This is a genomic window from Micromonospora olivasterospora, assembly GCF_007830265.1.
GTDB classification, from domain to species: domain Bacteria; phylum Actinomycetota; class Actinomycetes; order Mycobacteriales; family Micromonosporaceae; genus Micromonospora; species Micromonospora olivasterospora.
In genome coordinates, this window is record NZ_VLKE01000001.1 from 665,768 (window position 1) to 687,628 (window position 21,861).

Genomic DNA, 21,861 nt, shown 5'->3' on the forward strand with positions numbered 1-21,861 from the left:
CTCTTTCCGTGAAAGAGGCCCCGAGGCGGCCCCCGGCGTCAGGGCAGCAGGCGGAAGACCAGCAGGTAGGCGCAGTACGCCAGGGGCACCAGCAGCGCGCAGATCACGAAGCCGAGCGGGGCGAACCGGGGCGGCGCCTCGGTGCCCAGCGCCGGCCGCCCCCACCGGCCGAGCACCAGGTATCCGGCGAGGAACGACAGCACGGGCAGCCCCGCGCACGTCGCGGCGTACAGGGCGCCGAGGCCGACGACCGCCAGGTCGGAGGCGACCACCATGGCCAGCATCAGCACGACCCCGGCCAGCGCGCAGCCGACGTACACGATCAGGGCCCGGGCCGGCGGCGACCAGGTCGGCAGCAGCGGCGGCCGGTGGGCGACGGCCTCGGTGTGCGCGACGAGCCGGTCCGCCTCGTCGGTGAGCCGGTGCGCCTCGGCCAGCGCTCCGGCCGGTTCGCCGCCCGACGCGGGCACGCCGGGGCCGGCGGCGCTGGTCGAGGGACCCGACGCGGCATGCGGCCCAGACGCCACCAGCGGCCCGGACGCAACATGCGGCCCGGATGCAACGTGCGACCCGGAGGCGACCTCCGACCCGGGCGCAACGTGCGGGCCGGGCGCGACATGCGGGCCGGGCGCGGTGGGCGGGCCCGACGCGGTGGGCGGGCCCGACGCGGTGGGCGGGCCCGACGCGGTGGGCGGGCCCGACGCGGTGGGCGGGCCCGACGCGGTGGGCGGGCCCGACGCGGTGGGCGGCGTCACGCCGAGGGCCTGACCGAGCTGGTCGAGCCGGTGCCCCTGCGCGGTGAGCCGGTGGCCGAGCTGGTCGAGCGTCCCGTGCAGGGCGCGGCGGTGGGCGGCCTCGGCCGCGGCGTCCCGGTCGTTCTCGCGGCGGTGGGCGGCGAGCTGACGGGCCAGTGCGGCGTACTCGTCGAAGGTGGACACGCCTCAGCCCTCCCCGCCCCCGGCGAACGGGACGATCAGCAGGGTCCGCTGGTCGTGCCGGTCGACCAGCAACGCCCGGTCGGCGCGCGGTTGGTATGCCAGGGCGGGCACGCCCAGGTGCAGGCCCAGCTCGGCCGCGGGGACGTTCAGCGCGACGAGGCAGGCGACGTCGTCGCGGTGGTGCGCCCCGCCGAGGTCCTCGGCGAGCCGGGGCAGGCCCCGCCACCAGCCGAGCACGTGCACCCCGCGGCCGGAGCCGTCGCGGAGCAGGGCGCGCAGGTCGTCGTGGCCGGAGCGGAACGTGGCCGGGTCCGGGCGGGCGAGGGCCGCCGTGGCGGCGTCCGCGCCGAAGAGCACCAGGTACGTGCGTTTGCCGGGCGGCCCGGCGCCGGCCAGGTCGGCGAGCCGGTCGCGCAGGGCGGCGGCGTCGAGCCGCTCGACGGGGTGGCCCGCGGCGGCCAGGTTCGCACCGGTGGACTCCGCGGCCCCGGCGCCCGCCTCGGCCAGCGGGGCGAGCAGGAACCGGGCGTCGCCGGGGGCATGCTGCCGGGCGAGGCTGAGCGCGGCGGCGCGCAGCACGTCGGCACCGACCGGCGCGGCGCCGACCACGGCCAGGTGCCGGCCCGGGGTGGCGTCCAGGGTGAAGGACGCCGCGCTGCCCGCCACGTCGACCGTCCGGCCCACCAGGGCCACCGGGTGCCCGCCGCCGGGGCGCAGCGCGGCGAACGCGGGGTCGTCCTCCAGGCGCGCGGCGGCGTAACCGCGGAACACGGCGGGCGGGCGGTTGTCGGCCGGGCGGGCCCGCCACAGCTCCTGGCGCAGCCGGGCCAGTTCGTCCCGGGCGCCGTACGCGTCGGGGAAACGGACGACCGTGCCGGCGCCGAACGCCCCGGCGGCGGTGTTCAGCACGGCCGCGCCGGTTGGCAGGGCCGACGCGGCGTCGTCGCGCGGGTCGAGCACTCCCCCACCGCCGGCTAGCGCCACCCGCAGCGGGAACTGCCCGAAGATCGCCTCGGCCCGGCCATACAGGGACTCGATGCCGGTGGTGGCCTGGCTGGCCAGCACGAGGTGCATCCCGTACGAGCGGCCCTTGCGGGCCAACTCCTCCAGCAGGTCGACCGCCTCCCGGGCGAGTGCGTCGGTGCCGGCGAGCAGCACCTGGAACTCGTCGACGACCGCGACGACCCGGGGCATGCGGGCGTCGGCGGGCAGATCGGCGAGCTTGGTGACGCCGTGCCGCTTGAGCACGCCCGCCCGCCGGTCCAGCTCGCGGCGCAGCTCCCGCAGCACGGCCAGGCCGTACTCCCGGTCGGACTCGATGCCGACGGCGCGGGCGTGCGGCAGCCACGACGGGTCGCGGTCGGTGGGGACGAACTCGGTGAAGCTGACGCCCTCCTTGAAGTCCAGCAGCCACAGCTGAAGCTCCGCCGGGGCGTAGCGGGCGGCGAGTCCGTAGAGGACGTCGAGCAGGAACACCGTCTTGCCGGCCCCGGTGCGACCGGCGACGAGCCAGTGCGGGGTGGCGTCGTCGAAGGCGACCGTGACGGCCCGCCGGTCGGCCCGGCCGACCACCGTGGACAGCCCGGAGGCACTCGACTCCGTCCAGCGGGCGGTGGGAAGCAGGTCGGCGAAGGCTGGCGGCGTGTCGCGGCGGGCGGCGGGACCGAGCCGCGCGGCGAGCGCCGCGACGGTGTCCGGCGGCAGGTCTCCGTCGAGGACGACGGGCGCGGCCAGCCCCGACCCGTCGGCGCTGAACGGATGCCCGGGCGGGTCGCCGACGTGGGCGTACCGCTGCAGCAGTCGCACGGCGGTGGCCGCCCCCGACGGCGGCGCCTCGCCCGGGCCGGCGGGCGGGTGACCGGCGAGCAGGACGCAGACGGCGGCGGACGCGCCGGCGTGGGTGAGCGCGGCGAGCCGGGCGGCCTCCCGGGGCGGGGGCGCGGCCGCGGCGACCAGCACGAGCAGCTCCCGGTCGGCCGGCGCGGCCTGCTGCGCGGCGCGGGCGTGGCGCTCGGCCTCGTCGAGCAGGGCGGCGACGTCGGCGACGGTCGTGGCGGCCGGGCGCAGCACGCCCGCGTCGAGCAGCGGGCGCAGCGGCAGGAACGTGGCCCCGAACGCCACCGTGTCGATCCCGGCGACCCGGACCGTGCCGGCCGGGGCGGCGGCGAGCAGCCGCAGCACCACCGTACGCAGCAGCTCGCCGACCCGCAGGTCGCGGGCGTCCGCGTCGACGGTCAGGTGGCAGCCGCCGCCCAGCGGGACGAGCACCGGGAAGCCACCGTCCAGGGTGGTCGCCTCGCCGATCCGGACGGGAACCGGATCCTCGGTCGCGGGGGTCGCGCCGGAGGCGGGGGCGGCGAGCCGCCCGCCGAGCCGGGCCAGCCGGGCGACCAGCTCGGTGGCGCTCGGGGCGGCCGGTCCGAGGGCGGCGAGCAGCCGCCGGGCCAGATCCAGCCGCTCGCGCGCGAGCCGGTGGGCCGTGACCGCCTGGCCGTACGCGGACGCGAGCCTGCCCACCTTCTGCCCTCCCACGCCGTGCGGTCCAACGAACCCTAACGGACCCCGGTAACGGCCGACACTCACGCAGGTCAGCGCCCGCCCCGCACATACGGTTGGCCCAGTGTTCGCCCGGCCGTCACCGGCGCCGGTGCCGCCGTTCCACCGGCCCGGCTTGCCTTCACCAGGGAACACCTGCGACAGGAAAGGCAACGACGTGACCTCCTCTCCCCTCTCCCGCCGGGACGTGCTGCGGGCCGGCGCGGCCGGTGGCCTCGGGATCGCGCTCGCCGGCAGCATCGAGGCGATCGCCGGCCCCGCCGCCGCCCAGGCCGCCTTCCGTCCGGCGGTCGGCTACGGCGAGCTGGTGCCGGACCCCGCCGGCCTGCTGTCCCTGCCGCCCGGCTTCTCGTACACGATCGTGGCGCAGGCCGGCGTGAGCCTGCTGGAGTCCGGCCAGCCCACCCCGAGCGACACCGACGGCACCGGCTGCTTCCGGTCGCCCACCGGCTCGGTGCTGGTCAACAACCACGAGATCGGCGGCAGCGAGCCGTACCCGGTGCCGGCGCTGCCCGGCCTCGTCTACGACCCGGGCGCCCGCGGCGGCACCACCACCATCGAGGTCGACGGCCAGGGCCGGCGGCTCGGCGAGTACGTCAGCCTCGCCGGCACCCACAACAACTGCGCCGGCGGGATCACCCCGTGGGGCACCTGGCTGACCTGCGAGGAGACCGAGCAGCGGGCCGGTGGGCGCTACCAGAAGGACCACGGGTACGTCTTCGAGGTGGACCCGCACGACCGGGAGCAGAACCTCGACCCGGTGCCGCTGAAGTTCCTGGGCCGGTACGCCCACGAGGCCGTCGCGGTCGACCCGTACACCCACGCGATCTACCTGACCGAGGACGCCGGCAACCCGAACGGGTTGTACTTCCGGTGGAGCCCGCCGGAGGGCTTCCGGGGCGGCAAGGGCGCGCTGCGCGCGCTGGCGCAGCGGCCGGACGGCGACACGGTCGGCACCCTCCAGGCGATGCGCTGCCTGCACGGCAGCCGGTACGTCGCCGACCTGGCCGAGGCCACCCTCCCGGGCACCCGGTACAAGGTGGAGTGGGTGGACGTGCCGGACCGGGACGCCCGGACCGTGTCGGTGCGCAAGCAGTTCGCCGACGGCGAGGTGACCCGCAGCCGCAAGCTGGAGGGCGCCTGGTGGGCCGACGGCGGGGCGTACTTCGTGGCGAGCTTCGCCCGGCACGCCGACGGCAGCGTCAACGAGCACGACGGCCAGGTCTGGTTCTACGACCCGAAGACGGAGACGGTCACGCTGAAGACCATCTTCGGCGTCAACCCGGACCCGTCGGTCGAGGGCAACTTCGACGGGCCGGACAACATCACCGTCTCCCCGTACGGCGGGGTGATCCTGGCCGAGGACGGCGACGGGCTGTCGCACCTGTTCGGGGTGACCGAGCAGGGCAAGGCGTACCCGCTGGCCCGCAACGAGCTCAACGGGAGCGAGTTCGCCGGCCCGACGTTCAGCCCGGACGGCAAGGTGCTGTTCGTCGGCATCCAGTCCCCGGGCCACGTCCTCGCGATCACCGGTCCGTGGCGGCGGCCGAGCAACGCCGACGTGGCCTGACGGGTTCTACCCGCCGCGGCGGTCGCCGGGGCGAAGTTGGCGTTCGGGTGTGGAAGTAGTGGCCTCCCGGGGCACGGGAGGCCACTACCGCCCGGATCGCGGGCGATCCTGCGGGGGCCGGCGTACGGGGCCGGACGAGGTGTCGGCTGCCGGTGCCGGCGACCACCGCCAGCCCGGCGGCGGGCGCCGCGTGGGCGGCCTGGGCGACGATCAGCAGCGGCTTGGCGGGCAGCCGCGACTCGATGTCGGCGACATGGCGGCATCCGGAGCGCTCGGGCGCCCCCATGTCGCCGACATTGACCTGACCGGGACGGATCAGCGCGCGGCCAGCGGCTGCCGGGCCGGGTCCACCGGCGCGGGCAGCTCGCCCACCCCGCCGAGGTACGCGTGGATGGCCGCCGCGGCGGCCCGCCCCTCGGCGATCGCCCAGACGATCAGCGAGGCGCCCCGGTGCATGTCGCCGGCGACGAAGACGCCGTCGGTGTCGGTCTGCCAGTCCGGGCGGGCGTCGACGGCGCCCCGGGCGTTGCGGGCGAGCCCGAGCTGCTCCAGCAGCGGCTGCCGCTCGGTGCCCTCGAAGCCGATCGCCAGCAGCACCAGGTCCGCCGGCAGTTCCCGCTCCGAGCCGGGCAGGGCGGTGACGATCCGCCGGCCGTCGCGCTTCTCGACGGCGACCTCGGCGACGCGGACGGCCCGGACCTGGCCGGTGCCGTCGTCGACGAACTCCTGCACCGCGACGGCGAAGACCCGCTCGCCGCCCTCCTCGTGGGCGGGGTAGTCGCGCAGGACCCACGGCCAGGTCGGCCACGGGTCCCGCGCGGCGTCGCGCGAGTGCGGGGGCTCGGGGTACAGGTCGAGCTGGTACACCCCGGCGGCGCCCTGGCGGTGCGCCACCCCGAGGCAGTCCGCGGCGGTGTCCCCGCCGCCGATGATCACGACGTGCCGGCCGGCGGCGTCGATCGGCGTGCCGTCGGGCAGCACGGCCGGGGCCAGCCGGCCCTCCCCCGCCACCGCGTCGCTGGGCTGGCCGGCGGCCGTCCCGGCGACGGCGCGGTTGGCGGCGACCAGGTGCGTCATCGCCTGGTGCACGCCGCGCAGCCCACGCCCGGGGGTGTCGGGGGTGTCCCGGCCCTCCAGCGCGCCGCAGGCGAGCAGCACGGCGTCGTGCTCGGCGCGCAGCTGCTCGGCGGTGACGTCGACGCCGACGTTCACCCCGGTGCGGAACCGCACGCCCTCGGCGGCGAGCTGGGCCAGCCGCCGGTCGATGTGCCGCTTCTCCAGCTTGAAGTCGGGGATGCCGTACCGGAGCAGGCCGCCGACCGCGTCGTCGCGCTCGTACACGGTCACGGCGTGACCGGCGCGGGCGAGCTGCTGCGCGGCGGCCAGGCCGGCGGGCCCGGAGCCGACCACGGCGACGGACCGGCCGGTGGGCGCCGCCGCCGGGCGGGGCTCCAGCCCGCCGCGGGCCACCGCCGCGTCGGCGATCTCCACCTCGACCTGCTTGATCGTCACCGGCTGCTGGCCGCCGAGGCCGAGGACGCAGGCGGCCTCGCACGGCGCCGGGCAGAGCCGGCCGGTGAACTCGGGGAAGTTGTTGGTGGCGTGCAGGGACTCCACGGCCGCGTCCCAGCCGCCGGTGCGGACCAGGTCGTTCCAGTCGGGGATGCGGTTGCCCAGCGGGCAGCCGTCGTGGCAGAACGGGATGCCGCAGTCCATGCACCGGGTGGCCTGCTCGCGGATCAGCTCCTCGCCCGCCGGCGGGTACACCTCCCGCCAGTCCATGATCCGCACTGGGACGGGGCGGCGCGCGGGCAGCCGCCGGTCGTAGCGCAGGAAACCGTTCGGGTCAGGCACGGGCCACCTCCTGGGCCATCGTCCGCGGGGCGGACGGCACCGGCATGGACGGGTCGGACGGCGCGGACTGCGCCGCGGATGCGTTCGACGGCGCCGGCTGAGCTGCTGGGGCGGCTGGCGCCGCGAGTGCGCTCATCACCGCGTCGTCCACGTCGCGGCCGGCGGCTTCGGCGGCCCGCATGATCTCCAGCACCCGGCGGTAGTCCCGGGGCACCACGGCGGTGAACTCCCGCACCGCCTCCGGCCAGCGCCCGAGCAGCCGCTCGGCGACCGCCGAGCCGGTCTCGGCGAGGTGCCGCCGCACGAGGTCGTGCAGCCGGTTCCGCTCCTCCTCGCGCAGCGGGGACAGGTCGACCAGCTCGGTGTTGACCCGCCGCCGGTCCAGCTTCCACACGAACGCCATGCCGCCCGACATGCCGGCGGCGAAGTTGCGCCCGGTCTCGCCGAGCACCACCACGGTGCCGCCGGTCATGTACTCGCAGCCGTGGTCGCCCACGCCCTCGACCACGGCCACCGCGCCGGAGTTGCGCACCGCGAAGCGCTCGCCGACCCGGCCGCGCAGGAATACCTCCCCGGCCGTGGCCCCGTACAGGATGGTGTTGCCGGCGATGATCTGGTCCTCGGCCCGGCCTCCGGGGGCGGCGAACGGCGCGGCGGCGTCCGGGCGCACGACGATCCGGCCGCCGGACAGGCCCTTGCCGACGTAGTCGTTGGCGTCGCCGTGCAGCCGCAGGGTGACCCCGGGCGGCAGGAACGCGCCGAACGACTGGCCGGCGGTGCCACGCAGCAGGAACTCGATCGTGTCGGCGGGCAGGCCGGCACCGCCGAAGCGGCGGGTCACCTCGCCGCCGAGCATCGCGCCGACGCTGCGGTGCTCGTTGCGCACGGCCAGCTCGACCAACACGGGGGTTCCGTCGGTCAGCGCCGGCCGGGCCAGGGCGATCAGCTCGTTGTCCAGGGCCGCCTCCAGCCCGTGGTCCTGGGCCCGGACGCCGCGGCGGGCGGCGCCGGCCGGCAACTCCGGCAGGTGCAGCACGCGCCCCAGGTCGAGGCCCTTGGCCTTCCAGTGCTCCACGGCCGGTACGACGTCGAGCAGCTCGGCGTGCCCGATCGCCTCGTCGATGCTGCGGAAGCCCAGCTCGGCCAGGTAGCCGCGGACCTCCTCGGCGAGGAACAGGAAGAAGTTCTCCACGAACTCGGGCCGGCCGGTGAAGCGTTCCCGCAGCACGGGGTTCTGGGTGGCGATGCCGACCGGGCAGGTGTCCAGGTGGCAGACCCGCATCATCACGCAGCCGGAGACGATCAGCGGGGCGGTGGCGAAGCCGAACTCCTCCGCGCCGAGCAGCGCCGCGACCAGCACGTCCCGGCCGGTCTTGAGCTGGCCGTCGACCTGCACGGTGACCCGGTCGCGCAGCTTGTTGAGCAGCAGGGTCTGCTGCGCCTCGGCCAGGCCCAGCTCCCACGGGGTGCCGGCGTGCTTGAGCGAGTTCAGCGGGGACGCCCCGGTGCCGCCGTCGTGGCCGGAGATCAGGATGACGTCGGCCTTGAGCTTCGCCACGCCGGCCGCCACGGTGCCGACGCCGACCTCGCTGACGAGCTTGACGTGCACCCGGGCGGACGGGTTGACGCACTTCAGGTCGTGCACGAGCTGGGCGAGGTCCTCGATGGAGTAGATGTCGTGGTGCGGCGGCGGGGAGATCAGGCCCACACCGGGGGTGGCGTGCCGGGTCCGGGCGATCCACGGCCACACCTTGTTGCCGGGCAGCTGGCCGCCCTCGCCGGGCTTGGCGCCCTGGGCCATCTTGATCTGCAGGTCGTCGGCGTTGACCAGGTATTCGCTCGTGACGCCGAACCGGCCGCTGGCGATCTGCTTGACCGCCGAGCGGCGCTCGGGGTCGTGCAGCCGCGCCACGTCCTCGCCGCCCTCGCCGGTGTTCGACTTGCCGCCGAGGCGGTTCATCGCGACGGCGAGGGTCTCGTGCGCCTCCGCGGAGATCGACCCGTACGACATGGCGCCGGTGGCGAACCGCTTGACGATCTCGGCGGCCGGCTCGACCTCGTCCAGCGGGACGGGCGGGCGGACCCCGGTGCGCAGGGTGAACAGCCCGCGCAGCGAGCCCGCCTGCGCGGCCAGCTCGTCCACCTTCGCGGTGTACTGCCGGAACACCTCGTACTGCCGGCTGCGGGTGGCGTGCTGGAGCAGGAAGACCGTCTCCGGGTTGAACAGGTGTAGCTCCCCGTCGCGGCGCCACTGGTACTCGCCGCCGACCTCGAGCCGGTCGGACGCCTCGGCGCCGGGCGCCGGCCAGGCCAGGGCGTGGCGGGCGGCCACCTCGGCGTGGACGCCGTCGAGCCCGATGCCGCCGATGGTGCTCGGGGTGCCCCGGAAGTACCGCTCGACGAGGCGGGCGTCGAGGCCGACGGCCTCGAACACCTGCGCCCCGCAGTACGAGGAGACGGTGGAGATCCCCATCTTGGACATGATCTTCAGGACGCCCTTGCCGAGCCCCTTGACGTAGTTGCGCACCGCCTTGTCCGGCTCGACGCCGACCAGCGCGCCGGTGGCGATCATGTCCTCGACCGACTCGAACGCGAGATAGGGGTTGACGGCCGCGGCGCCGTACCCGATGAGCACCGCCGCGTGGTGCACCTCGCGACAGTCCCCGGACTCCACGACCAGCGCCACCTGGGTGCGGGTCTGCTCCCGGACGAGGTGCTGGTGCACAGCGGCGGTGAGCAGCAGCGAGGGGATCGGGGCGAGGTCGGCGTTGGAGTCCCGGTCGGAGAGCACCAGGATGCGCACGCCGTCCGCGATCGCCTCGGAGACGTGCCGGCAGATCTCGGTGAGCCGGGCCTTGATGCCGGCGGCGCCCTCGCGGATGCGGTACAGCCCGGAGACCCGCACCGCCTTGAAGCCGGGCAGGTCGCCGTCCTCGTCGATGGAGAGGATCTTGGCCAGCTCGTCGTTGTCGATCACCGGGTACGGCAGCACGATCTGCCGGCAGCTCGCCGGGCCCGGGTCGAGCAGGTTGCCCTCCGGGCCGATGGTGGACGCCAGGCTGGTCACCAGCTCCTCGCGGATGGCGTCCAGCGGCGGGTTGGTGACCTGGGCGAACAGCTGGTGGAAGTAGTCGTAGAGCAGCCGCGGCCGGGTGGACAGCGGGGAGATCGGGGTGTCGGTGCCCATCGAGCCGATCGGCTCGGCGCCGGTGCGGGCCATCGGGGCGAGCAGGAGCTTCAGCTCCTCCTCCGTGTAGCCGAAGGTCTGCTGGCGGCGGCGTACCGAGTCGTGGGTGTACACGATGTGCTCGCGGGCCGGCAGGTCGGTCAGCTCGATCAGGCCGGCGTGCAGCCACTCCGCGTACGGCTGGGCGGCGGCCAGCTCCGTCTTGATCTCCTCGTCGGAGACGATCCGGCCGGCGACGGTGTCGACCAGGAACATCCGGCCCGGCTGGAGCCGGCCCTTGGCGACCACGGTCGCCGGGTCGAGGTCGAGCACCCCCGCCTCGCTGCCGAGCACCACGAGCCCGTCGGCGGTGCGCCACCAGCGGCCGGGGCGCAGCCCGTTGCGGTCGAGCACCGCGCCGACGACCTCGCCGTCGGTGAAGGCGACGGACGCCGGCCCGTCCCACGGTTCCATGAGGCTGGCGTGGAACCGGTAGAAGGCGCGCTTGTCGGCGCGCATGTCCGGGTCGTTCTCCCACGCCTCGGGGATCATCATCAGCACCGCGTGCGGCAGGCTCCGCCCGGCCAGGTGCAGCAGTTCCAGGACCTCGTCGAAGTTGGCCGAGTCGGAGGCGGCGGGGGTGCAGACGGGGAAGATCCGGCGGATGTTGCCGGGCAGGTCCGCCGACCGCAGCAGCGCCTCGCGGGCCTGCATCCAGTTCCGGTTGCCGCGGATCGTGTTGATCTCGCCGTTGTGGGCGATGAACCGGTACGGGTGGGCCAGCGGCCAGGACGGGAACGTGTTGGTGGAGAACCGCGAGTGCACCAGCGCGATCGCGCTGACCACCCGCTCGTCGGTGAGGTCCGGGAAGAACGCGGGCAACTGGTCGGGGGTGAGCATCCCCTTGTAGACCATGGTCCGGCTCGACAGCGACGGGAAGTACGCCGGCACGTCCCGCTCGGCGCTCTCCCGCTCGGCCTGCTTGCGCACGCAGAACGCCACCCGGTCCAGGTCGATGCCGGTCAGCGGCGAGCCGGCCGGGCCGGCGGGGGCGTCGGTGAGCCGGCGCGCGGCGAGGAAGAGCTGCCGCACCCGGGGCAGCGCGGCGAGCGCGGTCTCGCCGAGGCCGCTCGGGTCGGTGGGCACGTCCCGCCAGCCGAGGATCTCGGCGCCCTCGACCAGGGCGTACTTCTCCAGCACCCGCCGGGCCCGCGCCTCGCCCTCGTCGTCGTCGGGCAGGAAGACCAGGCCCGTGGCGTACGCGCCAGCGGGCGGCAGCGGGAAGTCGACCACCGCGCGCAGGTACGCGTCCGGCACCTGGATCATGATCCCCGCGCCGTCGCCGGTGTTGGGCTCCGCGCCCCGGGCACCTCTGTGGTCCAGTCGAAGTAGGGCGCCGAGGCCGTTGGCGACGACGGCGTGCGAGCGCCGGCCGTACAGGTCCGCCACGAACGCCACCCCGCACGCGTCGTGCTCGTTCGCGGGGTCGTAGAGGCCGGTCGCGGGCGGGGCCGACTGCTGGGTGTGAGGGTACGGAAAGGCCACCGGGCCTCCTGTCGTCACTCAGGCTGGATCATGGTCGGGACGACGTCGGCCCTTGTCGGTTTGGTTGAGTCTACGTTAGGGGTTGTCGCACAGGGCCAGTTCAGATTGATCACACTTCCAGATGCTGGGAAGGATAGTCTCGCGCCGTGGATCACGTACGTGTTGAGACAAGTGAGACGTTCGACCGGTTGGAGCACTTCTACGACGCGTTGCCCCGCGACGGCGCCCGAGCCGAGGAACACGGCCCCCTGGTGTTGTTCGTCCGGGAGGGGGCCGGCTGGCCGTTCTACGCCCGGCCCCGGCCGGACGCCGCCGGGCCGGCCTCGGTGGCGGACGTGGCCGCCGTCCGCGCCCGGCAGCGGGAGCTGGGCCTGCCGGAGGCCTTCGAGTGGGTGCACGAGCGCAACCCGGAGCTGCTGGAGGTGGCCCGCGCGGCGGGGCTGGCCGTGCTGGAGGCGCCATTGCTGGTGCTCGACCCGGATGCGCTGGCCGACCCGGCGGGCTTCACCGACGTACCGGTGCGGCTGCTGGACCCGGCCGCGCCCGGCTTCGCCGCCGACGTGGCGATCCGGCGGGCCGTCGCCGCGGTCGGCTTCTCCGCCGCCGGGACCTCGCGCGGCGAGGCCGGTCCGGCGCAGCGGGACGCGGCCGTGACGGAACTGGACGTGGCGGCGCTGGCCGAGGAGCGGGGCCGGATCGCCGACGGCCGGCGGCTGTCGGCGCTGGCCGAGACGCCCGCCGAGGGGGCGCTGGCCGGCGGGATGGCGATGCGGGTCGGGGACACCGCGGAGATCGCCGGGGTCGCCACCCTGCCGTCCGCCCGCCGCCGGGGCCTGGGCGCGGCGGTCACCGCCACCCTCGCGCACGCGCTGCGGGCGGCCGGCACCGACCTGGTCTTCCTCTCCGCCGGCAGCGAGGAGATCGCCCGGGTCTACCTGCGGGTCGGCTTCCGCCGCGTCGGCACGGCCTGCATCGCCGAGCCTGCCGCCCTCGTCAACTGACCGCTGCCGGGACCGGACGGCTACGGGAGGGTCAGGACGGGGGCGCCAAGCCGCGGCGGAGGCGGCGGCGGTGGACAGCAGGCGGGGGCTGATCGTGCCGAGGGCGGCGTCGCGGGCCCGCAGGGCGAGCCGGCCGCGGGCCTGCAGGACCGCGGACATCCGGCGGGTCTGCCGGACCACGGTCGCCGCCCGGGGCCGGCGCAGCCGGTCGTACGCGACGACGGCGTCCGGGAGCCGGGACTCGCGCAGCAGCGAGGCCAGCGTGGCGGCGTCCTCGAAGGCGAGGCAGGTGCCCTGGCCGAGGTGCGGCGGCATGGCGTGGGCCGCGTCGCCGAGGAGCACCACCCCGCCCGGTCCGGCCGGGAAGCCGTACGCGCGGGGCAACGGGCGCAGCTCGCGGATCTCCTGCTGGACCAGGTCGGCCGGGTCGGTCGCGTCGAGCAGGTCGCCGACCGGCGTGGGCCAGCCGGCGTACCAGCGACGGAGCAGGGCGAGCTGGGTCTCCGGCGGCTCCGGCCGGGGCGCCCCGGCGGCGGTGGCCACCCAGTAGATGCCGCCCCGGCTCGACCCGCCCGACGAGCCGCGCTCGCCCAGCGAGGCGGCCACGAACCGGTACCCGGCGCCCAGCACCTCCCCGCCGACGGGCCGGTCGCCGGGCAGCCGGGGCGCCCGGTACCAGGGGATCACGGCGCGCCAGGCGGCACAGCCGGAGCTGACCACCCGGGACTCGGGGGCCAGCCGCCGGCGGATCTCGCTGTCGGTGCCGTCCGCGGCGACCACCAGGTCGGCGGCGAAGCGCTGCCGGCCGTCGGAGACCGAGGGCCGCTCCCCCGGCTCGGCGCTGACCGTGCGCACCGTCACGCCCGTGCGCAGCTCCACCCGGTCGCCGAGGCCCGCGATGAGGGCGTCGTGCAGGTCCTCCCGGTGCACCACGACGGGCATCCGGTCGGCGGGGGTGGGACGCGGCTGGACCAGCCAGTGCCCGTCGGGGCGGCGTACCCCACCGTCGGGCAGCGGGGTGGCGATCGCGGCGAGCCCGGCGCCGAGGCCCAGGGCGTGCAGCGCGCGGACCCCGTTGGGCCAGAGCACGACCGCCGTCGGGTCCGGGCGGACCCGGTCGGTGCGCTCCAGCAGGGTCACCTGCCAGCCGGACCGGGCCAGCGCGCCGGCGACCGCCAGGCCGCCGACCCCGGCGCCGACCACCACCGCCGTACGCATGTTGCCAGCTCCCCCGCTCAGCTCTCGCGGGTGCCGGCGGCGCCGGCCTGCTCGCCGTCCCGCGGCTCGTCCCCGGAGGGCGCCTCGGCGGACGCGTCCCCCTCGTCGGACGCCGCGGCGCCCGGCGCGGGTTCCTCCGGCACGACGCCGGTCTCCTGGTACGCGCGGAACCGCTCCTCGTCGACCACCCGGTAGCCCTCCGGGGCGGCCGCCTTCGGCCCCGCCTCGCGCTGTGAGAGGTCGACCTGGGAGACGTCACCGCCGCCGGTGGGCGCGGCGGGGGCGGCCCCGCCGATCGGGACCAGGTACGCCCGGGGGCCGCGGACCCGCAGGAAGTAGACCAGCGCGCCGGCGAAGACCAGCGCCGCCGTCCAGACGTTGAGCCGCAGGCCGAGGATCTGGTTGGCCTCGTCGCGGCGCATCATCTCGATCCAGAACCGGCCGGCGGTGTAGCCCATCACGTAGAGCGCGAACGCCCGGCCCCGGCCCAGCCGCAGCCGCCGGTCGAGGACGAGGACGAGAACGGCGACGCCGACGTTCCACAGCAGCTCGTAGAGGAACGTCGGGTGGTAGAGGCCGGGCTCCAGCACCGGCCGGCCGTCGACGACCTCGGCGTGGCCCGGGTTGCGCGGGTCCATCCGGTGGATCTCGAGCCCCCAGGGCAGGGTCGTCCGGCCGCCGTACAACTCGTTGTTGAACCAGTTGCCGAGCCGGCCGACCGCCTGCGCCAGCGGCAGCCCCGGCGCGACCGCGTCGGCCACCACGGCGAACGGGATGCCGAGCTGCCGCGCGGCGATCCACGCGCCGAGCGCGCCGCCGGCCACCCCGCCCCAGATGCCGAGGCCGCCCTCCCAGATGGCGAACGCCTTGAGCGGCTCACCCCCGGCGCCGAAGTACTTCTCCGGTGAGGTGATCACGTGGTAGAGCCGCGCGCCGATGATGCCCGCCGGCACGGCCCAGACGGCGATGTCGAGCACCGCGCCGGGGGCGACCCCGCGCGAGCGCAGTCGGCGCTCGGTGACCACGCAGGCCACCACGATGCCGGCGATGATGCAGAGCGCGTACGCCCGGACCGGCAGTGGTCCGAGCTGCCAGACGGCGGTGCTGGGGCTGGGCAGGGCCGCCTGGGGGATCGACGAGGCGAGGGTCACGGGTGAACACGCTACCGCTGCGCACCCCTTCGGCGGCAACCCCGTCCGGCCCGGCGCGGTGCCGGAGCGTCAGCGGCGCGGAGCGCGGACGCCCTCGGCCAGTTCGGCGGCGAGCGCCCGCAGGGCGGCCAGGCCGGCGGCCTGGTCCGGCGCGTCGAGCAGGCAGCGGATCAGCGCGCTGCCGACGATCACCCCGTCGGCGTACCCGGCGACGGTGCCGGCCTGGGCGCCGGTGCCGACGCCGAGCCCGACGCCGACCGGCAGGTCGGTGACCTCGCGCAGCCGCGAGACGAGCACCGGGGCGGCCTCCGAGGTCTGCGCCCGGGCCCCGGTCACGCCCATGATCGCGGTGGCGTAGACGAAGCCGCGGCAGTGCTCCACGGTCATCCGCAGCCGGGCGTCGGTGGAGGACGGGGCGACCAGGAAGGTGCGGTCCAGCCCGTACGCGTCCGAGGCGGCCAGCCACTCGTCGGCCTCGTCGGGGATCAGGTCGGGGGTGATCAGCCCGGTGCCGCCGGCCGCCGCGAGGTCGCGGGCGAACGCGTCGACGCCGTACTGCTCGATCGGGTTCCAGTACGTCATCGTGACCACCGGCGCGCCCGTGGCCGCCACGGCCTCGACGATGCGCAGCGCGTCGGCGGTGCGGACGCCGTTGGCCAGGGCGATGTCGCTGGCCCGCTGGATCACCGGGCCGTCCATCACCGGGTCGGAGTACGGGATCTCCACCTCGATGACGTCCACGCCCGCCTCGACCATGGCGGTCATCGCGGCGATGCTGCCCTCGACGGTCGGGAAGCCGGCCGGCATGCAGCCGACCAGCACCGCCCTGCCGTCGGCGCGCGCCTTGTCGAAGGCGACCCCGATGCGGCTCACGCCCGCACCTCCCCGCGGCCGTGGGCCCGCGTCGTACGGCGCCGGCCGATCCCCTCGCTCATGCTCACTGCTCCTTGTCGAGGATGCCGAAGTACTCGCCGGCGGTGTGTACGTCCTTGTCGCCCCGGCCGGAGAGGTTGACCACGATGACGGGCTCCCGACCCAGCTCGGCGGCGAGCTCCGGGGCGATCTTCAACGCGCCCGCGAGGGCGTGCGAGCTCTCGATCGCCGGGATGATCCCCTCGGTGCGGCAGAGCAGCTCGAACGCGGCCATCGCCTCGGCGTCGGTCACCGGCCGGTAGACCGCCCGGCCGGTGTCGTGCAGCCAGGCGTGCTCCGGGCCGACGCCCGGGTAGTCCAGGCCTGCGGAGATCGAGTGCGACTCGATCGTCTGGCCGTCGGCGTCCTGCAGCACGTACGTGCGGGTGCCGTGCAGCACGCCCGACGAGCCGCCGGTGATGCTGGCCGCGTGCCGGCCGGTCTCCACCCCCTCGCCGCCGGCCTCGAAGCCGTACAGCCGCACGCCCGGGTCGCCGACGAAGGCGTGGAAGACGCCCAGCGCGTTGGAGCCGCCGCCGACGCAGGCCGCGACCGCGTCGGGCAGCGCGCCGGTCAGCTCCAGGCACTGCTGGCGGGCCTCGTCGCCGATGCCGCGGACGAAGTCCCGGACCATCTCGGGGAACGGGTGCGGGCCCGCGGCGGTGCCGATCAGGTAGTGGGTGTCGTCGACGTTGGCGACCCAGTCCCGCATCGCCTCGTTCATCGCGTCCTTCAGGGTGCGCGAACCCGTGGTGACCGGGACGACGGTGGCGCCGAGCATCCGCATCCGGGCCACGTTGAGCGCCTGCCGCCGGGTGTCCACCTCGCCCATGTAGACCACGCACTCGAGGTCGAACAGGGCGGCGGCGGTCGCGGTGGCGACGCCGTGCTGGCCGGCGCCGGTCTCGGCGATCACCCGCCGCTTGCCCATCCGCTTCGTCAGCAGCGCCTGGCCGAGCACGTTGCGCACCTTGTGCGCCCCGGTGTGGTTCAGGTCCTCCCGCTTGAGCAGCACCCGGGCGCCCGCCCGGGCCGAGAACCGCTCGGCCGCGTAGAGCAGCGAGGGTGCGCCGGCGTACGTGCGCAGCAGCGCGTCGAACTCGGCCAGGAACGCCTCGTCGGTCATCGCCTTGCGGTACGCGGCGTCCAGCTCGTCGAGCGCCGCGACCAGCGCCTCCGGGACGAACCGGCCGCCGAACCGGCCGAAGTGACCGGCGGCGTCGGGAAGCTGGCCGGCGTCGGCCGGGGCGTTGGCGCTCATCGCGGGTGTCCTCTCGCTGCTGACTGGTGCCTCGGCGCGGCTCAGCGCGCCGGGCGGGGCGTGGCCGGGTGGTTCCCGGCGTTGACCAGCTCGGCGACCGCCTCGCGGGGACTCTTCTGGGTCACCAGGCCCTCGCCGACCAGGACGGCGTCGGCGCCGGCCGAGGCGTACCGGATCAGGTCGTGCGGTCCGCGTACGCCGGACTCGGCGATCTTGACGATGCTGCTGGGCAGGCCGGGCGCGATCCGCTCGAAGACCGAGCGGTCGACCTCCAGGGTACGCAGGTTGCGGGCGTTGACCCCGATCACCTGGGCGCCGGCCTCCAGGGCCCGGTCGGTCTCCTCCTCGTCGTGTACCTCGACGAGCGCGGTCATGCCGAGGGACTCGATCCGCTCCAGCAGCCCGACCAGCACGTTCTGCTCCAGCGCGGCGACGATCAGCAGGACCAGGTCGGCGCCGTGCGCGCGGGCCTCGTGCACCTGGTAGCTGGAGACCACGAAGTCCTTGCGCAGTACGGGGATGTTCACCGCGGCCCGGACGGCGGCGAGGTCGTCCAACGACCCGCCGAACCAGCGGCCCTCGGTGAGCACGCTGATCGCCCGGGCGCCGCCGGCCGCGTACTCGCCGGCCAGGTCGGCCGGGTCGGCGATCTCGGCGAGCTGCCCCTTGGACGGGGACGAGCGCTTCACCTCGGCGATCACCGCCACGCCGGGTCGACGCAGGGCCGCGTACGCGTCCAGCGGCGGCGGCGCGGCGGCGGCCAGCTCCCGGATCCGCTCCAGCGGAACCTGCTCCTGCCGCCGCGCGACGTCCTCGCGTACGCCGGCCAGGATCTCGTCGAGCACGCTGCCGGACGCGGCTCCGTCCCCCTCGGCGTGCGCATGCTGAGCAGTCACCAACGGACTCCCCTCTCCGGGTGTCATGGGCCGATGCTAGGGGGCGCCACCTGGCACCGGGTGCCGGGGGTATGGCGCTCCTCACGAAATGGGCTGCGGCATAATGTCCGACTTCCGGTGAACAGTGGATCACGCAGAGCCACGCCGGGCGTGGGCGCGCCGACCCGCCCCTCGGGCGCCGCACCCGTCGCCGGAGGCCCCCATGACGCCATTGTCGGCCCTGCGGCACGCCACACGCACGTCGGGTCGATGTTGTGAGAAAGCTCAAGGACGCGGGTCCTGCCAGGTCAGCCGGCTCCACCGACCGTTGACGTGGGCGTCATCACGGCGAAACGTCGGCGGGGCATCGTCGTCCTCGGGCAGACTCGATGGCGCGCCTGCCTGAGCCGTCGGAACGATATTCGTGCGGGGTGACCATGAGCACTGCCGGGCCCAAGCCGACCATCGGGCTGACCACCATCTCCCGTACCGTCGCGTCGCTCGCCGTGGGGGTGGTGCACACCCTGGAGCGGGCCGTGGTCGGCGACGGCCGGGTCCGCACCGCCCGGGGCAACGCCTGGGAGGCGGTCTGCGCCGACCGGGCCCGCGCCGACCAGCGCGCCGAACTGGACCGCCTGGTGGCCGAGTTGGCCGCCGCCCGCGCCGCCGCGCGCGACCGCCAGCCCGTCGCCTGAGCCCGGGCCGGGCCGGGCCGGTAGATCCACTCCGTGTCGCCGACATGGTGGGGTCCAGCGGGCTCGAACACGCCCATGTCGCCGACATCGGCCTGATCACCAGCCGGACGGTCAGCCGGCGGTCGGGTCCTCGCCCCGGTCGAGGGCGTCCCACGCCTCCGTGGTGCGCCGCCCGGTCACCGGGCCGGCCGCCGCGCCGGCCGGCGCGTCGGTCGCCGGCCGCGCCCGCCGCTCGTACCGGGCGCCCATCGCCGGCCAGTCGCCGCCCCGCAGCGCGGTCAACGCGCCCCCGGCGGCGGCGAGCAGGCCGCCCACCAGGCAGAGGGCCGGCCAGCTCCGGCTCACCTCGCCGCCCAACGCCGCCACGAGGCCGTAGCCGCCGCCGGCTGCCACGGCCACGCCGAGCCCCAGCAGCAGGGCGCCGAGCAGGCGACGTACCGCCGCCCGGGTGGCCAGCACCGCGCCGCCACCGGCCAACGCGACGACCGCCAGCGCCGGCAGCCACGGCAGCAGCCCGGCGCCGGTGCGCGCCTCGCGTACCGGCGGCAGCGGCGCCGGCCGGGCCGTCAGCTCGACCGCCCAGGTGCGGGTCGAGGCCCACACCGCCAGGCCAGCCCCGGCCAGGCTCAACAGCACGGCGTACGCCAGCTCGCGCCGCCCCCGCGCGGCCGGCGCCGAGACCTCGGCGGAAACCGGTGTCACCGGTGCCACTTTCCGTTCGCGACTGCGGGGCTCCGCTCCGCTGCACTCCTCGCGCTCACCGGTGCCACCTTCCGTTCACGACTGCGGGGCTCCGCTCCGCTGCACTCCTCGCGCTCACCGGAGTCTTCTTTCGTTCGCGACTGCGGGGCTCCGCTCCGCTGCACTCCTCGCGCTCACCGGTGCCACCTTCCGTTCGCGACTGCGGGGCTCCGCTCCGCTGCACTCCTCGCGCTCACCGGAGTCTTCTTTCGTTCGCGACTGCGGGGCTCCGCTCCGCTGCACTCCTCGCGCTCACCGGAGTCTTCTTTCGTTCGCGACTGCGGGGCTCCGCTCCGCTGCACTCCTCGCGCTCACCGGGCGGGCCGGAGCGTCTCGGCGGCGGCGATCGCCGCCAGCACGGCGGCGGCCTTGTTCCGGGTCTCCTGGTCCTCGGCGGCCGGGTCGGAGTCGGCCACCACCCCCGCCCCGGCCTGCACGTACGCGCGCCCGTGGCGGATCAGCGCGGTGCGGATGGCGATCGCCATGTCCAGGTCCCCACCGAAGCCGAAGTACCCGACGGTGCCGCCGTAGAGGCCGCGCCGCACCGGCTCCAGCTCCTCGATGATCTCCATGGCCCGCACCTTCGGCGCCCCGGAGAGCGTCCCGGCCGGGAACGTCGCGGCGAGCGCGTCGAACGCCGTGCACTCCTGCCGCAGCTCGCCGACGACGGTGGAGACGATGTGCATGACGTGGCTGTACCGCTCGATGGTGGCGAACTCGGGCACCTCGACGGTGCCCGGCCGGCAGACCCGGCCCAGGTCGTTGCGGCCCAGGTCGACCAGCATCACGTGCTCGGAGCGTTCCTTCGGGTCGCCGAGCAGTTCGGCGGCGAGCCGGGCGTCGGCCTCGGGGGTGCCGCCGCGCGGCCGGGTGCCGGCGATCGGATGCAGCAGCGCCCGGCGCCGGCCGTCCGCCGCGGTGCTCACCTTCAGGTGCGCCTCGGGGGACGAGCCGACGATGTCGAAGCCGTCGAAGCGCAGCAGGTACATGTACGGGCTGGGGTTGGTGGTGCGCAGCACCCGGTAGACGTCCAGCGGGTCGGCGTGGGTCGCCCGCTCGAAGCGCTGGGCCAGCACGATCTGGAAGCACTCGCCGGCCCGGATCGCCTCCTTGGCCGCCTCGACGGCCTTCGGGTAGCCCCCCTCGGCGGTGCGGCTGACGACGTCGCCGGCCGCCGGCCGGGCCACAGTCGAGATCATCGGCGGGATGGGCCGGGACAGCGCCGTCGTCATCGCGTCCAGCCGCCCGACCGCGTGGTGGTACGCGGCGGCGACCTGGGCGTCGCGGTCCGGCGCGTCCGACGGCGGCAGCACGGCGTTGGCGATCAGCAGCGCCGAGCCGTCGTAGTGGTCGAGGACCACCAGGTCGGTGGCGAGCATCATGCCCAGCTCGGGCACGCCGAGGTCGTCCTCGGTCAGCTCGGGCAGCCGCTCGAAGCGGCGCACCAGGTCGTACCCCAGGTAGCCGACCATGCCCCCGGTCAGCGGCGGCATGCCGCTGGCCGGGTTCCAGGCCGGGCCGGCGAGGGCCGCGACGGTCTCGCGCAGCACCCGGACGGGGTCGCCGCCGGTCGGCAGCCCGGCCGGCGGCTGGCCCGTCCAGTACGCGACGCCGTCGGACGCGGTGAGGGTGGCGCTGCTGCGCACCCCGACGAACGAGTACCGCGACCAGGCCAGGCCGGCCGAGCCGGCGCCCTGCTCGGCGGACTCCAGCAGGAAGGTGCCCGGGCCGCCGGCCAGCTTGCGGTAGACCCCGACCGGGGTCTCCCCGTCGGCGAGCAGCCGGCGGGTGACCGGGACGACCCGCCAGCGGCCCGCCAGGTCGGTGAAGGTGGCCTGGTCGGGGCTCACCACGCCGTCGGTCATGCCGGCTCCCCCGTGACGGTCACCGGCAGCTCGGTGAAGAAGCAGGTGCGGTGGCCGGTGTGGCAGGCCGCGCCGACCTGGTCGACGCTGACCAGCAGCGCGTCGCCGTCGCAGTCCAGCGCGACGGAGCGGACGTACTGGTGGTGGCCGGACGTGGCGCCCTTCACCCAGTACTCTCCCCGGCTGCGCGACCAGTACGTGGCCCGGCCGGTGGTGAGGGTGCGGTGCAGCGCCTCGTCGTCCATCCAGGCGACCATCAGCACCTCTCCCGTGTCGTGCTGGCGGACCACCGCCGCCACCAGGCCGTCGGGGGTGCGGCGCAGCCGGGCCGCGATGGCCGGGTCGAGCGCGGACGGGCGGGCCGCTCCGCCGGCCGCGGGCGGGGTCTGCTCGGCGTGGGCGCCGGTCACCGGCGCGTGAGGTACGGGCACAGTGACCCATTGTCCCGCACGCGGCGCGGGCACCGGCGACGAGTCCCACCGGGGCTGCCCCGGCTCCGGGCTTCGCGGGGGC

At 75.7% G+C, this 21,861-nt stretch carries 15 protein-coding genes and 1 pseudogene; 4 read left to right on the forward strand and 12 right to left on the reverse strand.

Annotated elements, in window-relative coordinates; translation table 11 throughout:
• Positions 1-38: 38 nt before the first annotated feature.
• Both JD77_RS02745 and JD77_RS02750 read right to left on the reverse strand, forming a co-directional pair.
• Positions 39-938, reverse strand: coding sequence for a hypothetical protein (locus JD77_RS02745; protein WP_145772891.1), 900 nt, complete (start codon positions 936-938; stop codon positions 39-41).
• Between the two features lie 3 nt (positions 939-941).
• Positions 942-3,470 (reverse strand): FtsK/SpoIIIE domain-containing protein, encoded by a 2,529-nt coding sequence (locus tag JD77_RS02750; RefSeq protein ID WP_425463556.1) that lies wholly within the window; start codon positions 3,468-3,470, stop codon positions 942-944.
• Between the two features lie 181 nt (positions 3,471-3,651).
• Here JD77_RS02750 and JD77_RS02755 point away from each other — a divergent pair, with 181 nt between their 5' ends.
• Positions 3,652-5,064: an alkaline phosphatase PhoX gene (locus JD77_RS02755; protein ID WP_145772893.1), complete on the forward strand. Its 1,413-nt coding sequence runs from the start codon at positions 3,652-3,654 to the stop codon at positions 5,062-5,064.
• Between the two features lie 152 nt (positions 5,065-5,216).
• A complete protein-coding gene (locus tag JD77_RS31810; protein ID WP_170286363.1) occupies positions 5,217-5,369 on the forward strand; it encodes a hypothetical protein in 153 nt (50 codons plus the stop codon).
• 10 nt (positions 5,370-5,379) lie between these two features.
• Here JD77_RS31810 and JD77_RS02760 read toward each other — a convergent pair whose 3' ends face one another.
• Positions 5,380-6,918, reverse strand: a complete 1,539-nt coding sequence (locus JD77_RS02760; RefSeq protein WP_145772894.1) for a glutamate synthase subunit beta — start codon at positions 6,916-6,918, stop codon at positions 5,380-5,382.
• A complete protein-coding gene (gene gltB / locus JD77_RS02765) occupies positions 6,911-11,629 on the reverse strand; it encodes a glutamate synthase large subunit (RefSeq protein WP_145772895.1) in 4,719 nt (1,572 codons plus the stop codon). The genes JD77_RS02760 and gltB overlap by 8 nt, the downstream gene beginning before the upstream one ends.
• 146 nt (positions 11,630-11,775) lie before the next feature.
• Between gltB and JD77_RS02770 the strand changes: the two genes are divergently transcribed.
• Positions 11,776-12,630 (forward strand): GNAT family N-acetyltransferase, encoded by an 855-nt coding sequence (locus JD77_RS02770; RefSeq protein ID WP_145777390.1) that lies wholly within the window; start codon positions 11,776-11,778, stop codon positions 12,628-12,630.
• A 39-nt stretch (positions 12,631-12,669) separates the two neighbouring features.
• On the opposite strand, the pseudogene JD77_RS02775 reads toward JD77_RS02770, so the two are convergent.
• The 5 genes and pseudogenes from JD77_RS02775 to trpC form a co-directional block, all read right to left on the reverse strand.
• Positions 12,670-13,848: pseudogene (locus JD77_RS02775) on the reverse strand (FAD-dependent oxidoreductase); the annotation flags it as partial.
• Between the two features lie 17 nt (positions 13,849-13,865).
• Positions 13,866-14,999: a prolipoprotein diacylglyceryl transferase gene (lgt, locus tag JD77_RS02780; RefSeq protein WP_145772896.1), complete on the reverse strand. Its 1,134-nt coding sequence runs from the start codon at positions 14,997-14,999 to the stop codon at positions 13,866-13,868.
• Positions 15,000-15,068: 69 nt separating this feature from the next.
• Positions 15,069-15,872 (reverse strand): tryptophan synthase subunit alpha, encoded by an 804-nt coding sequence (gene trpA, locus JD77_RS02785; RefSeq protein ID WP_145772897.1) that lies wholly within the window; start codon positions 15,870-15,872, stop codon positions 15,069-15,071.
• Positions 15,873-15,936: 64 nt separating this feature from the next.
• Positions 15,937-17,172 carry a tryptophan synthase subunit beta gene (gene trpB, locus JD77_RS02790; RefSeq protein WP_145772898.1) on the reverse strand — a complete coding sequence of 412 codons (1,236 nt, stop codon included), beginning with the start codon at positions 17,170-17,172 and terminating at the stop codon, positions 15,937-15,939.
• A gap of 41 nt (positions 17,173-17,213) precedes the next feature.
• Positions 17,214-18,017: an indole-3-glycerol phosphate synthase TrpC gene (gene trpC, locus JD77_RS02795; protein WP_211372772.1), complete on the reverse strand. Its 804-nt coding sequence runs from the start codon at positions 18,015-18,017 to the stop codon at positions 17,214-17,216.
• Positions 18,018-18,484: 467 nt separating this feature from the next.
• Between trpC and JD77_RS02800 the strand changes: the two genes are divergently transcribed.
• The gene (locus JD77_RS02800) at positions 18,485-18,742 is read left to right on the forward strand and encodes a hypothetical protein (RefSeq protein WP_145772900.1); all 258 of its coding nucleotides are present in this window, start codon (positions 18,485-18,487) and stop codon (positions 18,740-18,742) included.
• 111 nt (positions 18,743-18,853) lie between these two features.
• On the opposite strand, the gene JD77_RS02805 is transcribed toward JD77_RS02800, so the two are convergent.
• From JD77_RS02805 to hisI, 3 genes are all read right to left on the reverse strand, one after another.
• Complete coding sequence (locus JD77_RS02805; RefSeq protein WP_145772901.1) at positions 18,854-19,444, reverse strand: Trp biosynthesis-associated membrane protein; 591 nt, start codon at positions 19,442-19,444, stop codon at positions 18,854-18,856.
• Between the two features lie 350 nt (positions 19,445-19,794).
• Positions 19,795-21,348, reverse strand: a complete 1,554-nt coding sequence (locus JD77_RS02810) for an anthranilate synthase component I (protein WP_145772902.1) — start codon at positions 21,346-21,348, stop codon at positions 19,795-19,797.
• On the reverse strand, positions 21,345-21,779 hold the full coding sequence (gene hisI, locus JD77_RS33275; RefSeq protein WP_145777391.1) for a phosphoribosyl-AMP cyclohydrolase: 435 nt from the start codon (positions 21,777-21,779) through the stop codon (positions 21,345-21,347). The genes JD77_RS02810 and hisI overlap by 4 nt, the downstream gene beginning before the upstream one ends.
• Positions 21,780-21,861 lie beyond the last annotated feature (82 nt).

Bases quoted from the DNA above. Each gene is read 5' to 3' on its own strand.
- trpB (WP_145772898.1), bottom strand. From the start codon at position 17,172: ATGAGCGCCAACGCCCCGGCCGACGCCGGCCAGCTTCCCGACGCCGCC.
- JD77_RS02800 (WP_145772900.1), top strand. From the start codon at position 18,485: ATGAGCACTGCCGGGCCCAAGCCGACCATCGGGCTGACCACCATCTCC.
- JD77_RS02810 (WP_145772902.1), bottom strand. From the start codon at position 21,348: ATGACCGACGGCGTGGTGAGCCCCGACCAGGCCACCTTCACCGACCTG.